At 71.4% G+C, this 13,787-nt stretch carries 8 protein-coding genes; 5 read left to right on the top strand and 3 right to left on the bottom strand.

Annotated features, from left to right (window positions below; all coding sequences use genetic code 11):
- Positions 1–36: 36 nt before the first annotated feature.
- Positions 37–1,377 carry an ABC transporter substrate-binding protein gene (locus ACLBXX_RS16935; protein WP_447658992.1) on the bottom strand — a complete coding sequence of 447 codons (1,341 nt, stop codon included), beginning with the start codon at positions 1,375–1,377 and terminating at the stop codon, positions 37–39.
- A 243-nt stretch (positions 1,378–1,620) separates the two neighbouring features.
- Between ACLBXX_RS16935 and ACLBXX_RS16930 the strand changes: the two genes are divergently transcribed.
- The 4 genes from ACLBXX_RS16930 to ACLBXX_RS16915 are packed head-to-tail and all read left to right on the top strand — an operon-like array spanning position 1,621 to position 6,617.
- Positions 1,621–3,612: a glycoside hydrolase family 127 protein gene (locus ACLBXX_RS16930; RefSeq protein ID WP_447658991.1), complete on the top strand. Its 1,992-nt coding sequence runs from the start codon at positions 1,621–1,623 to the stop codon at positions 3,610–3,612.
- A 5-nt stretch (positions 3,613–3,617) separates the two neighbouring features.
- A complete protein-coding gene (locus ACLBXX_RS16925; protein ID WP_447658990.1) occupies positions 3,618–4,889 on the top strand; it encodes a RuBisCO large subunit C-terminal-like domain-containing protein in 1,272 nt (423 codons plus the stop codon).
- Entirely contained in the window at positions 4,882–6,147 is a 1,266-nt protein-coding gene (locus tag ACLBXX_RS16920; RefSeq protein WP_447658989.1) for a four-carbon acid sugar kinase family protein, read from the top strand. Before ACLBXX_RS16925 ends, ACLBXX_RS16920 begins: the two co-directional genes overlap by 8 nt.
- Before the next feature lie 17 nt (positions 6,148–6,164).
- Positions 6,165–6,617 carry an NUDIX hydrolase gene (locus tag ACLBXX_RS16915; protein WP_447658988.1) on the top strand — a complete coding sequence of 151 codons (453 nt, stop codon included), beginning with the start codon at positions 6,165–6,167 and terminating at the stop codon, positions 6,615–6,617.
- 103 nt (positions 6,618–6,720) lie between these two features.
- Here the strand turns inward: ACLBXX_RS16915 and ACLBXX_RS16910 are convergent, their stop codons facing one another.
- Positions 6,721–9,822, bottom strand: a complete 3,102-nt coding sequence (locus tag ACLBXX_RS16910) for a glycoside hydrolase family 2 TIM barrel-domain containing protein (protein ID WP_447658987.1) — start codon at positions 9,820–9,822, stop codon at positions 6,721–6,723.
- A 62-nt stretch (positions 9,823–9,884) separates the two neighbouring features.
- Here ACLBXX_RS16910 and ACLBXX_RS16905 point away from each other — a divergent pair, with 62 nt between their 5' ends.
- A complete protein-coding gene (locus ACLBXX_RS16905; protein WP_447658986.1) occupies positions 9,885–12,743 on the top strand; it encodes an FAD-binding and (Fe-S)-binding domain-containing protein in 2,859 nt (952 codons plus the stop codon).
- A gap of 2 nt (positions 12,744–12,745) precedes the next feature.
- On the opposite strand, the gene ACLBXX_RS16900 is transcribed toward ACLBXX_RS16905, so the two are convergent.
- Positions 12,746–13,753 (bottom strand): LacI family DNA-binding transcriptional regulator, encoded by a 1,008-nt coding sequence (locus tag ACLBXX_RS16900; protein WP_387140956.1) that lies wholly within the window; start codon positions 13,751–13,753, stop codon positions 12,746–12,748.
- Positions 13,754–13,787: the final 34 nt, after the last annotated feature.

Genomic DNA, 13,787 nt, shown 5'->3' with positions numbered 1-13,787 from the left:
TCCCCGGGCGAGCGCCCGGGGAGCCGGTACGGGGTCTCAGCCGTTGGCGTCGATGCTCGCCTGGAGCTGCGTCATGTACTCCTCGGCGGTCATCTGGCCGGTCGTCAGCAGCGTGGCGTTGGTCGACGCGAGCGAGTTGCTCTTCGAGTCCATCAGGGCCTCGAACCACAGTACGGTCTCGTCGATGCCCGCGATCCGCTCCTGGATCTCCGCGGTGTTCTCCGAGATGTCGGTGACGTCGCCGTTGACCTTGAAGCCCGAGATCACGCCGGCGTCCTGCAGGGCCTGCTGGCCGTAGTTCTCGGCGATGCAGCTGATCCAGTCGACGACCTTCGGGCCGAACTGCTCGGCGTTGATGATCATCGGGGCGCCCGCGTTCGCGGCGTACTGGTCGATCGAGCCCTTGCCGCCGTCGACCTCCGGGAACGGCATGAAGCCGACGTTCTCGCCGCCGATCTGGTTGCGCTCAGGGTCGTTGATGGCGCTGAGCAGCCACGAGCCGTCATAGGTCATCGCGGCCTGGCCGGTGAGGAACATGTTCGACGAGGTGTCGCCGTCGCGCGTCGAGAAGCCCTCGCCGAAGTTGCCGGCGTCGGCGTAGTCGGCGAGTGCCTGGGCACCCTCGACGTACTCGGGGTCGGTGAGCTTCGCCTTGCCGTCGCGGATGGCGGTCATGGCGTCGGGGCCGACGTTGCGGAAGATGTACATGCCCATGATGCGCGTGAGCGGCCACCCAGCCGCACCGGCCTCCGTCATGGGTGTGATGCCCGCGTCCTGCAGCGTGGCGGAGGCGTCGAGGAGGTCGTCCCACGTCTGGGGCTCTTCGATGCCGTTGTCGGCGAAGATCTCCTTGTTGTAGAAGATGCCCTCGACGTTGTATTGGTACGGCATCGAGTACATGCCGCCGTAGACCTGCTCGACGGTGGAGGCGGCAGCGGGGAGCACGTTGTCCCACGCGCCCGAGCCCTCGAGTGCTGCCTTGAGGTCGCCCACCAGGCCCGCGGCGTTGAGGTCGCCGTCAGGACGGATGAGCGCGGTGCCCGCGATCGTGTGCGTCGGCAGTGCGCCCTGGCTGGCGAGCAGCGTCACCTTCTGGACGGTGTCGGCCTGCGCGACCTTCTGGTGCTCGATCGGCAAGGCCTCGTTCTCGGCCTTGCAGGCGCCCTCGGAGAGCGCGGTCAGCTGCTCTTCGAGCACCGGGTTCTCGTTCGCCGTCATGACGGTGAAGGTTTCGGGATCGGTGCCGCCGGCACCGCCGCCCGCCTCCGACGAGCCGGGCTCGGGCGTGCCGCTGCCGGCACAGGCGGCCAGCGGCAGCACCGCGGCCATTGCGATTCCCAGCGCCGCGATGCGGCGGCGGTTGCTGCGGGTGTTCATAGCGTCCTCCTTGACGACGACCATGCGGGTGAAAGGTACGACCACGACAGTAGGCACGATTTCGACGTGTGTCAACAGTCAGTACTGAAATTCTATTCACTTTGAGACGATTCAGGGGTTACACTGCATTTCGATGCAGCGTTGCGAGAACTTTCAGCGCCGCCTCCTCTGACCTGTATCGGCCCGCGCTTGCCGCAACACGACGACGAGCACGAGACTGAACGCCACTCGGAAGGAACAGCAATGACCGCCACGACCGCGACGCGGGCTCACGCCCGGCTGCGACCCCTCGGCGCCGACAGCGCGCGCTGGGCGAGCGGCTTCTGGGGAGACGTCCACGATCGCACGCGCGACGTCACCATCCCCCAGATCTGGTCCTCCCTGAGCGACCCGGCCATCAGCGCCGGGCTCACGAACTTCCGCATCGCCGCAGGACTCGAGGAGGGCGCGCACGCCGGCCCGCCGTTCATGGACGGCGACTTCTACAAGTGGCTCGAGGCTGCCATCGCCCGTCTCGAGACGGACCCCGACCCCGAGCTCGCCGCCCGGATCGAGGAGATCGCACGGCTCATCGCCTCGGTGCAGCGCGAAGACGGCTACCTCCACACGCCGACCATCATCTCGATGCGCAACCACGAGGACGCCATCGCCCTCGCCGACCGCTTCAACTTCGAGACCTACAACCTCGGCCACCTCATCACGGCCGGCGTCCGCCACTACGAGGTGACCGGGTCGACCACTCTGCTCGACGCCGCGCGCAAGGCCGCGGCCTTCCTCGAGGACCTCGCGACCAACAAGCCGCTCGAGCTCGCGCGCAGCGCCATCTGCCCGTCCCACTACATGGCGGTCATCGACCTCTACCGCGCGACCGGCGACGAGCAGTACCTGCGTCTGTCGGAGGCGTTCATCCGCGTCCGCGACGACTTCGAGGGCGGCGACGACAACCAGGACCGCGTCCCCGTCCGCGAGCAGACGGTCGTCGCCGGTCACGCCGTGCGGGCCAACTACCTCTATGCGGGTCTCGCCGACCTCGTCGCCGAGACCGGTGATGAGGAACTCGAGGCGGTGCTCGAGAACCTGTGGCGCGACGTCGTCGACACGAAGCTGTACATCACCGGTGGCGCCGGAGCCCTCTACGACGGGGCCTCCCCCGACGGCTCGCCGTGGCAGAACCAGATCAGCCGCGTGCACCAGGCCTACGGCCGCGCCTTCCAGCTGCCGCACACGACCGCGCACAACGAGTCGTGCGCGAACATTGGCCTGATCCTCTGGGGCGAGCGGATGCTGGCGCTCACAGGCGACGCGACCTACGCCGACGTCATCGAGCAGGTGGCCTTCAACAGCCTCCTGTCGAGCATCAGCCTCGCCGGCTCCGAGTACTTCTACACCAACGCGCTGCGGCAGGTGCGGGACCTCCCCTACCCGCTCCGCCGCCCGGGCGACACCGCGATCCATCCGGTGCCGGTGCCCCCGCCGTCGGACGAGCGCCTCCGCGAGTCGTACCTCAGCTGCTTCTGCTGCCCGCCCAACATCGCGCGCACGCTCGCGCGGTTCCACGAGCGCGCGGCCTCGATCGGCGACGAAGGCCTGTTCGTCCACCTCTACGGCGGCAGCGCGCTCGACCTGACGACTGACGACGGGCGCCGTCTCGCCCTGCGCGAAGACGGCGACTACCCCTGGAGCGAGCAGATCACGTTCACCGTGACGGATGCTGCCGCCGGGGGTCTTCCGCTCCACCTCCGCATTCCCGGCTGGTCGTCGGGCGCGACGCTCACCGTGAACGGCACACCCGTCGCCGTGACCGAGCCCGGCACGTACACGCGCCTCGAGCGCGAGTGGCGGCCCGGCGACGTCGTCGAACTCACGCTGCCCATGCCGGTGCGGGTGCTCCGCGCCCACCGACTCGCGGAGGAGGCGACCAACCAGGTGGCCGTGCGCCGCGGACCGGTCGTGTACTGCGTCGAGACCGCCGACCTTCCCGAAGGCGCCATGCTCGAGCAGGTCGCGCTCCGTCGCGGCACGGCGTTGACCCCTGTCGAAGCCGAGGTCGCGGGCCACCGCGTGATCGCCCTCGACACGGAGGCGGTCATCCTTCCCGGGTCGGACGAGGACGCGCTGTACGACGACCTGGCAGACACCGCGCTCGCGACGGCACCGGTGCGATTGATCCCCTACTTCGCGTGGGGCAATCGCGGTGCCGGCGAGATGTCGGTCTGGCTCCCGCTGGTCTGGTGACGCACATGTCCACGTCTTCCTTCACGTCCCAGCACGTCGTCGCGACGTACATCATCGAGACCTCGCTGCCCCTGCGTCAGGCCGCCGAGGTCCTCGCCGGAGAGCAGTCCACCGGCACGTTCGTCCGGGTCGAGCGCGAGTCCGACGACCTGCGCGCGCGCTTCGCCGCCCAGGTCGAGTCCATCGACGAGCTGCCTCTCACCGGCGCCTCGCCCCTGCCCGGAGCCGTCGGCGACCCGGCCCTTCGGCGGCGTGCACGGATGCGGCTGCGGTTCCCGCTCGACAACTTCGGCCCGTCGCTTCCGAACCTGCTCGCCGCCGTCGCCGGCAACCTCTTCGAGATCAAGGAGCTGGCGGCCATCCGCCTGGTCGACCTCGAGCTGCCGCCGGCGTTCGCCGAGCGCTACCCCGGCCCCGCGTTCGGGGTCGAGGGCACGCGCCTGCTGGTCGGCCGCCCCGAGGGCGCGCTCATCGGCACGATCGTCAAGCCCAGCATCGGCCTGTCCCCCGCCGACCTCGCCGAGGTCGTCGGTCAGCTCGCCGAGTCGGGCATCGACTTCATCAAGGACGACGAGCTGCAGGGCAACGGGCCGAGCGCGCCGCTGGCCGAGCGGGTCGCTTCGGTCATGCCGGTGCTCGAGCGCTACGCCGACCGCACAGGCCGCAAGCCCATGTACGCGTTCAACATCACCGACGACATCGGGCGACTGGAGGCCAACCACGACCTCGTGGTGGCGGCCGGTGGCACGTGCGTGATGGCGTGCATCAACCTCATCGGCCTGCCGGGCCTCGAGTTCCTCCGCAGCCACAGCAGCGTGCCGATCCACGGACACCGTGCGATGTTCGGCTCGTTCGGGCGCTCGGAGCAGGTCGGGATAGGGTTCCGTGCGTGGCAGAAGCTCGCGCGCCTCGCCGGCGCCGACCACCTGCACACGAACGGCATCAGCAACAAGTTCTACGAGACGGACGAACAGGTGCTCGACTCCATCGCCGCAGTGCGTGAGCCGCTCCTCGGCCTGACGCCGACGCTCCCTGTGCTGTCGTCGGGACAGTGGGGCGGCCTTGCGCACGCCACGTACGCCGCGGTCGGCACGACCGACCTCCTCGTCCTCGCCGGCGGCGGCATCCACGGTCATCCCGACGGTGCGGCGGCCGGCGTCGCGAGCATGCGCGACGCGTGGGCGTCGGCGGCACGCGGCGAGAGCATCGACGACGCCTACGAGAGCTCTTCCGCCCTGCGCCGGGCCGCCGAGCTCTTCGGTCCGGTCCGTGCCTAGAGCGGCGCGCGGCGCCGCTCTGTTCTACGGCGACGACTTCACCGGCAGCGTCGATGCGCTCCTGCAGTTCGCGCGGCGCGGCTGGACGGGGCGGCTGTTCACGGGACTCCCGGATGCTGCCGCCCTGCGTCGCGCGGCGGACGACGTGGACGTGGTCGGCGTGGCCGGCATCTCGCGCTCCCTCGCGCCCGACGAGATGGACGCCGAGCTGCGGCCGGTGTTCGCCGCGTTCGCCGCGCTCGAGCCGGCGATCGTGCAGTACAAGGCGTGTTCCACGGCCGACTCCGCGCCGGGCGTGGGCAGTCTCGGCCGCGTCGTCGAGCTCGCGCGCGAATCGTTCGGCCAGCGCCCGGTGCCGATGCTGTTCGCCCAGCCCGACTTCGGGCGGTACACGCTGTTCGGCCAGCACTTCGCCGCCGAGCGGGGCACCGTGTACCGGCTCGACCGCCAGCCGACGATGTCGCACCACCCCTCGACGCCGATGACCGAGGCCGACCTCGCGGTGCACATCGGCCGCCAGACCGCCCTGCCCGTCGGCTCCATTCCGCTCATCGCCTTCGACGACCTCGAGGCGCTGCTGCGCGGCTCCGCCGAGTCGGCGCTGGTGCTCGACGCCCTCACCGACGAGCACCTCGTGACGGTCGGCGAGGCCGTCGCGGCGCTCCCCGCTCCGGTGTTCGCGATCGGCTCGGGCGGTCTGTCCCACGGCATCGCCGCCGCCAACCCTCGCAGCGGCCCCGCCATCCCGGCCTCGACCCCCGCGGCCGGGCCGGTGCTCGTCGTGTCGGGCAGCCGCTCGGCGCAGACGCGCCGTCAGGCGGATGCCGCGGCCGCCGCCAGCTGGCTGGTGCAGCCGCTGCCGCTCGGCGGGCCTACGCGCGAGGCCGTCGTGCCCGACGTGATCGCCGCGCTGCGCGCCGGACGCGGCGTCGTACTCACCTCCGACGACGCCGACGCGACGTCGACCGGCGACCGCCCCGTGCTCGAGGCGATCGCCGAGGCGGCAGCATCCGTCATCTCCGCCGTCGCCAGCGACGGAGTGGCACGGCGCGTGATCGTGTGCGGCGGCGACACGTCGAGCCGCGTCACGCGCCTGCTCGGCGTGGAGTCGCTCTCGATCGCCGCGAACCCGTGGGGCAACGTCGTGCTGCTGCGGGCGCACGCCGCGGACCCCGCCATCGACGGACTGGAGCTGCTGCTCAAGGGCGGGCAGGTGGGGGCCGACGCCCTGTTCACCGACGTCGCCGCGCTCGGCTGACGGTAGGTTGGGTCGCCGTGACCCGCTTCTCCGTCGTCCCCTCGTCATACGTCTATCTCCGCCGCGGCGGGGCGGTGCTGCTGCAGCTGCGTCAGAACACCGGCTACATGGACGGATGCTGGGCAGCCGGCGCCGCAGGACACGTCGAGCTCGGCGAGACCGCCGTGGACGCCGCGGTCCGCGAGGTCCGCGAAGAGCTCGGGCTGACGCTCGCCGCCGCGACGCTGACGCCGGTCGCGGTCATGCAGCGGACGGACGGCACCGACAACCCGATCGAGCAGCGCGTGGACTGGTTCTTCGTGTGCGACGAGTGGGAGGGCGAGCCCGAGATCCTCGAGCCACGCAAGTGCGCCGAGCTCGCCTGGTTCGACCTCTATGCACTCCCCGACCGCATGCCCGAGTACGAGCGTGAGGCTCTGGGCGCGCTGCAAGCGGGCACAGGGGCGACCCTGCTCACGTACGGCTTCTGACGCGACGACCCGCGAATCGGGGATCGCGTGAGATTCGGGGCTTGAGCCCGGATGTGCCCGATCCTCGCCGGATCTCCGAGATTCGCGGGCGGCGACCGAGGGTTCAGCGTGCCTCGAGCCGCACGCTCCACGTCGTGCGCTCGCGCGGGATGCGGTACTTCTCCGGAAGAGCAGGGCCGACGGATGCTGAGCCCACACCTTGCTGCGCGTGATCGATGTTGAGCCAGACCCGACCCGAATCGACGAGGTCGTGGGGCTTGGCGGCACGATCGAGGTCGTGCGACGTCCAGCGGCGGGCGGTGAAGTCGAACTCGGGACGACCCTCGACTCGCAGGGACGGGATGCCGGCGCCCGCGACCTCGAGCCACCGCGTCTGGACGTGGTTGCCGTTCTCCTGCGGCACGGGGTATCGCACCTGGAGGTCGTCGATCGACCGCCCGTGGCGCCCGACGCGCGAGGCCTCGAACGAGTCGACGTAGGTCTCACCCGGACCGCGGCCGAACCACGTCACCCGCTCGGCAGCGCCAGGGAGCCCGAACAGCAGCCCGAGGCGCGGCACGAGGATGTCGCGGTGCATGTACGGAGTGTCGGTCCACGGCCCGACGAAGTCGGCGTCGACCTCGAGGACGAGTCCGTCGCCGTCGGCGGTCCACGTCATCGTCCAGGCGACGCCGTGCGGGTGCGTGCGCGGCGCCGTGCGGCCGCTCACCCGGAGCCGTCCGTCGCCCGCATCGACCGCGTCGACGCGGTGCAGCAGCCGGTGCAGCATCGTCTTGCGCCACACGCCGGCGATGTTGTTGGTCTCGCCCTGGCCGTGGTCGTTCTCGGTGGGCGCGCGGTACAGGTCGAGCACCGGACCGTCGAGCTCGAGATCGCCGAGTCGCAGCAGGCGGCCCGTCGCCCGGTCGAACGCGGCCGGTCCCACCACGATCCCGTCGTCCGAGCGCGAGAAACCGTCACCGCGCGAGGAAGCCGTGCGGGGCGAGGTGTCTAGGGCGGCATGCGGTTTCTCGGCTCCGCGCGCCGCGACCACCCGCTGACCCCATGCCACGACGTGCCCGGCCGGTGCCCAGATCTCGTCTGCGGCGAGCGCTGCCTCGACCGTGAGCACGATGTCGCGCGTGCCCGACGCGAGCGCGGTGGCGGCAGCATCCGGAATCGAGACCTCCGCCGACTCCCCCGGCGCAAGGGCGGGAACGGACAGCAGCCCGCTGGCGGCGACCTCGCCGTCGGCCTCGACCGACCACGGGAATGCGAGGTCGGCCGTGTCGGCGCTGTGGCGGTCGTTGACGATGCGCACCGTGTCGTCGCCCACGGTGATCCCGATGGTCTCGTGTGCCTTCGCCAGTTCGACGAGGCCCGGGGTGGGCGTGCGGTCGCTGAACACCAGCCCGTGGAGGCCGAACCGGCCGCCGCGCGGCTCGTAGTCGACGTCGTCGCCGTGCATGACGAACGGCACCCCGTCGTCGGTCACGGCGTTCAGCCCGTGGTCGATCCACTCCCACACGAACGCGCCGCAGAGGCGGTCGTGGGCGCGGATGATGCGCCAGTAGTCCTGCAGGGATCCGGGGCCGTTGCCCTGCGCGTGGGCGTACTCGACGAGAAGGAAGGGGAGGGCGCGCCGGCGCTCCTCGTCGGCCTCGGTGACGCCCTCCGGCAGCGGCGCGACGGCCCCGGATTCGTTGAACACCATGCCGTGCATGCTCAGCCGGCCACCGCGGGGCTCCTCGCGACGGCCGATCTGGTCGAGCAGCTCGAGCGACGGGTACATGAGCGAGTAGAAGTCGGAGTCCCGGTAGCTCGGGTCGCGCTCGTAGATCACGGCGCGCGATGGATCGCGTTCGTCGAGCCAACGGCGCATCTCGGCGAAGCCGTCGCCCGTCATGCTCTCGTTGGCGAGCGACCAGACGACGATGCTCGGGTGGTTCTTGTGCGGCTCGACGGTGCGCACCAGGCGGTCCATGACCGCATCGCGCCACTCGGGCAGCGCGGGCGGGTTATGCGCCCACCCCTCGTAGATGAACCCGTGCGTCTCGAGGTCGGCCTCGACGATCACCCACAGCCCGTACTCGTCGCACAGACGAAGGAACTCCGGATGCGGCGGGTAGTGGCTGGTGCGCACCGCGTCGATGTTCGCCCGCTTCATGAGCACGATGTCTTGGATCATCGTGTCGCGGTCGAGCGTGCGCCCGGTGTCGGGGTGGTGCTCGTGCCGGTTGACGCCACGGAACGTGACGGGTCGGCCGTTCACCGTGAAGACGCCGTCGACGATCTCCACGTGCCGGAACCCGACGGCGAGCTCCACCTGCTCCCCGCTCGAGCGCAGGGTGCCGCGGTACAGGCGGGGCCGCTCCGCGCTCCACGGCTCGACGGGGATCGTCACGGTCTCGCCGGCCGGGACACGGATGCCCAGCTCGGGAATCTCGACGACGGCCCCGGTCGAGGCATCCACTCGCAGCGCGCCGAGGCCCGTCGCGGCGTCGTAGTCGGCGTGCACGAAGTGGTCGTCGATGGCACCCGCCGGGCGCGCGATCAGCGCGACGTCGCGGAAGATGCCGGGAAGCCACCACATGTCCTGGTCCTCGAGGTACGTGCCGGCCGACCAGCGGTGCACGCGCACGCACAGCACGTTGCGTCCGGACCGCAGCGGTGCGTCGAACTCGAACGGCAGGCGGCTGCCGGTCGACCAGCCGAGCTCCTCGCCGTTCAGCCAGACCTTCGCGCACGAGTCGACGCCCTCGAAGCGCAGCACCGCCGGGCCGAAGGCCTCGGGGACGTCGAAGGCGATCCGGTAGTCGCCGGTCGGGTTCTCGGTCGAGACGCGAGGCGGATCGAGCGGGATCGGGTAGGCCGTGTTCGTATAGAGCGGCCCCTCGTCGGTGCCGAGCATGCGGCGCGCGGGGCCGCCCGCGAGCGGCGTGAACTCCTCGAGCACCCAGTGCGACGGCACCGGCATCGCGTCCCACCCCGCGTCGTCGAAGTCGTCGGCGATCCATGCCGACCCCGTGCCCGCCGCCGTCGGCGAGAGCCGGAAGCGCCACACCCCGTTGAGGTCGACCTTCGGGGCATCGCTGACGGCGTCGGCCCGCGGCATCCGTCGTCCCGCTCCCGGAGCGGAGCTCTCCCAGTACCGCTCGACGCCATCGCGGGCGAGATCGGGCTCAGTGGAGATCACGGTGGACGATCCGCTAGTCTGCATATCCATAGGAGCTTGCATATCCATTCCCTCTTGAATGTGATTGCAGTCTAGCTCAGCGAGGAGTCCCCATGGCAAGAAGCGCCGCCCCCGCGACCCTGCCGTCAGCCGCCGTTCCGGACGGTGTCGCGCACGCCGTCGGCGAGGCATCCCGCCTCAAGACCCGCGCCATCGACCGCGTCGCATATGCGAGCGATGCCTCGCACTTCCTGCTCACCCCCGAGGCCGTGCTCGTCGCCGCCGACGCGGCCGAGGTCGGCCGCGTGATGCGCGCGGCCGGCCGCAGCGGGGCGCCGCTCACGTTCCGCTCGGGCGGCACGAGCCTCTCGGGCCAGGCGTCCACCGACGGGCTGCTCATCGACGTAAGGCAGCGGTTCCGCCGCATCGACGTGCTCGACGGCGGGCGCCGCGTGCGCGTGCAGCCCGGCGCGACAGTGCGGCAGGTCAATGCGCGGCTCGCACGCCACGGCTTCCGGCTCGGGCCCGATCCCGCCAGCGAGCTGGCGTGCACCATCGGCGGGGTCGTCAACAACAACTCCAGCGGCATGGCCTGCGGCATCACCGAGAACACGTACCAGACGCTCGAGTCGCTCGTGTTCGTGCTGCCGTCGGGCACGGTCGTCGACTCCGGCGCGCCCGACGCCGACACGGCGCTCCGGGCCGCCGAGCCCGATCTCGTCGACGGCCTGATGCGATTGCGCGAACGAGTGGTGTCGAACCCGCGGTCGGTCGAGATCATCCGCCGGCAGTTCGCGATGAAGAACACGATGGGGTACGCCGTCAACGCGTTCCTCGACTTCGAAACCCCGGCAGAGCTGCTCGCGCACCTGGTCGTGGGCAGCGAGGGGACGCTCGCGTTCGTCGCGGAGGCGACCTACCGCACGGTGCCGATCCTGCCGCGCATGGCGACGGCGCTGACGGTCTTCCCCGATCTCGCGGCCGCGACGCGCGCCCTCCCCGAGCTCGTCGCGACGGGGGCGGCGACCCTCGAGCTCATGGATGCGACGTCGCTCCGGGTCGGGCAATCGCTCGCCGGAGCTCCGCGCGAGATCACGGGGCTCACGGTGCGCGACCAGGCGGCGCTCCTCGTCGAGTTCCACGCGCACGACGACGACGAGCTCGCGGACCTCGTCGCGCAGGGCGCGCAGACGCTCGCGGCGCAGCCGCTCGAGGCCGCAGCATCCTTCTCGTCCGATCCGGTGGCCCGCGCCGCCGCGTGGAAGCTGCGCAAGGGCCTCTACGCCTCGGTCGCGGGAGCGCGCCCCAGCGGAACCACGGCGCTGCTCGAGGACGTCGTCGTGCCCGTCGACCGCCTCGCGCCGACGTGCGCGACGCTGCAGGCGCTGTTCGAGCGCTACGCCTACGACGACAGCGTGATCTTCGGGCACGCGAAGGACGGCAACATCCACTTCATGCTGACGGACCGCTTCGAGTCGGCCGATCAGCTCGCCCGCTACCGCGCGTTCACCGAGGACATGGTCGAGCTCGTGCTCGACGCCGGCGGCAACCTCAAGGCCGAGCACGGCACCGGCCGGGTCATGGCGCCGTACGTGCGGCGGCAGTACGGCGACGAGCTCTACGACGTCATGCGCGAGCTCAAGCGCCTGTGCGACCCGGCGGGCATCCTCAACCCGGGCGTCATCATCGACGACGACCCCGAGGCGCATCTGCGCAACATCAAGCTGGCCGACCCGATCGAGCCGGAGGCCGACCGCTGCGTCGAGTGCGGCTACTGCGAGCCGGTGTGCCCGAGCAAGGACCTCACCCTCACGCCGCGCCAGCGGATCGTGACGCGACGTGCGATCGCCCGGGCCGAGGCATCCGGCGATCACGTGCTCGTGCGCGAACTGGAACGCGACTACGACTACGCCGGCATCGACACGTGCGCCGTCGACGGCATGTGCCAGACCGCGTGCCCCGTCCTGATCAACACGGGCACCCTCGTGAAGCGCCTGCGCCGCCAAGACGCCGGCTCGGTGTCGAACGCGGCGTGGAAGGGCGCCGCGCACGCGTGGGGAGGCGCGACCCGGGTCGCGAGCCTCGGCCTCACGGTGGCTGATCGACTCCCGGCGAAGGCCGTCACCGTCGCCACCGACCTCGGCCGCGCCGTGCTCGGCGCCGACACCGTGCCGCGCTACTCGGACGACCTCCCCCGTGGCGGACGCGCGCGCTCGAGCCTGGGGTCGACCGTCGGCAGGGGCGAGGAAGCGCCCGTCGCGGTGTTCCTGCCCGCCTGCGTCAACGCGATGTTCGGCCCAGCCTGCGAGGGGGTCGGGGTGACCGAGGCGTTCCGCCGGCTCGCCGAACGCGCGGGCGTGCGCCTCGCGGTGCCGGACGGCGTCGACGCACTGTGCTGCAGCACCCCCTGGACCTCGAAGGGCCACGCGGGCGGGCGCGAGGTGATGGCCCGTCGAGTGGCCGCGTCGATCGCGGAGGCGTCCCGCGGCGGAGAGCTCACGATCGTGACGGATGCCTCGAGCTGCACCGAGGGCTTCATCCACCTGCTCGCCGATGCCGGCGTCGACGCCCGCGTCGAAGACGCCGTCGCCTTCGCCGAGCGCGTGCTGCTCCCCCGCCTGGGCGAGGTGACGCCGCTCGTCGGCTCGCTGGCGCTCCACCCCACGTGCTCGTCGACCCAGCTCGGCCTGGACCCCGCCCTGCGGCGCGTGGCCGAGACCGTCGCCACCGACGTGGTCGTGCCGGACGCGTGGTCGTGCTGCGGCTTCGCCGGAGACCGCGGGATGCTGCATCCCGAGCTCACCGCGTCCGCCACGGCCGCCGAGGCCACCGAGGTCCAGGCCCTGGGCGCCGACGCGCACGCGTCCTGCAACCGCACCTGCGAGCTGGGCATGACGCGCGCGACCGGAGCCGACTACCGCCACGTGCTCGAGCTGCTCGAGGAGGCCACCCGGCCGGCCTCGACCGTGTGAGGTCAGCCCGCCGTGGACTCCCGCACGACGAGCTCGGGCTGGAAGCGCACGGTGCGCGCGTGGTCGCCGTCGGGCTCTTCGAGGTCCTTGAGGAGCAGGTCGACGGCGGTGTACCCGATGAGGTGGGCCGGCTGGCGGATCGAGCTCAGCGGCACGACCGTCGCCGACGCGAAGTCGATGTCGTCGTAGCCGATCAGCGCGATGTCGCGCGGCACCTGCACATCGGCCATCAGCGTGAACGCCTGCAGCGCCCCGACGGCGAGCAGGTCGTTCGCCGCGAACACGGCGTCCGGCCGGTCGGCCGCGGCGCGTCCGCGGAGGAGCTCTCCTGCCTCACGCCCCTGCAGCACCGACAGCGCCGACATCTCGACGACCTCGAGGGTCGCCCCGTCCACCTCGGCGACGGCGCGACGCGCGCCCTCGAGCCGGTCCGCCACCTGGCGGATCGTGCGGGGACCGCCGATGAAGGCGACGCGTCGGCGACCGGTCGACAGGAGGTGCGAGACCGCGAGGTAGCCGCCCTCGACGTCGTCGACCGAGACCGATCCGAACGCCCGCTCGGAGTCCTCGTGGTCGACGAGCACGACCGGCACCCCGCCGGCGTGCAGCCGCGCGAGCCCGGCGAGATCGCCGTCCACCGGCGTGACCAGCACGCCGTTCACCCGCTGCTCGCGGAAGAGGTCGAGGTAGGCGTCCTCGCGGTCGGAGCGCTCGTCGCTGTTGCCGAGCAGCACGCTCATCCCGGCCTCGGCGGCGCGGTCCTCCGCGCCCCGGGCGACTTCGGCGAAGAACGGGTTGCCGGCGTCGAGCACGATCAGCGCGATGCTGCGGCTGCGCCCGGCTCTGAGCTGCCGGGCCGCGTCGTTGCGGACGAAGCCCAGCTCCTCGATCGCCTGCGTCACACGCTCGACGGTCGCGGGCGACACCTTCTCGGGTCGATTGAGCACGTTCGAGACCGTGCCGACGGAGACGGATGCCGCAGCCGCGACATCGCGCACGCTCACCACCATGACACCCCCAGGAGTTCCTTCCGCTGTCCGTGAG

The organism is Microbacterium sp. C23T (assembly GCF_053345975.1).
Note: the sequence above shows the minus strand (reverse complement) of the source record. Positions and strands in the feature narration are given on the sequence as shown.

Coding starts and splice junctions, on each gene's coding strand:
- ACLBXX_RS16935 (WP_447658992.1), bottom strand. CDS start 1,377: ATGAACACCCGCAGCAACCGCCGCCGCATCGCGGCGCTGGGAATCGCA.
- ACLBXX_RS16930 (WP_447658991.1), top strand. CDS start 1,621: ATGACCGCCACGACCGCGACGCGGGCTCACGCCCGGCTGCGACCCCTC.
- ACLBXX_RS16925 (WP_447658990.1), top strand. CDS start 3,618: ATGTCCACGTCTTCCTTCACGTCCCAGCACGTCGTCGCGACGTACATC.
- ACLBXX_RS16910 (WP_447658987.1), bottom strand. CDS start 9,822: ATGGATATGCAGACTAGCGGATCGTCCACCGTGATCTCCACTGAGCCC.
- ACLBXX_RS16905 (WP_447658986.1), top strand. CDS start 9,885: ATGGCAAGAAGCGCCGCCCCCGCGACCCTGCCGTCAGCCGCCGTTCCG.
- ACLBXX_RS16900 (WP_387140956.1), bottom strand. CDS start 13,753: ATGGTGGTGAGCGTGCGCGATGTCGCGGCTGCGGCATCCGTCTCCGTC.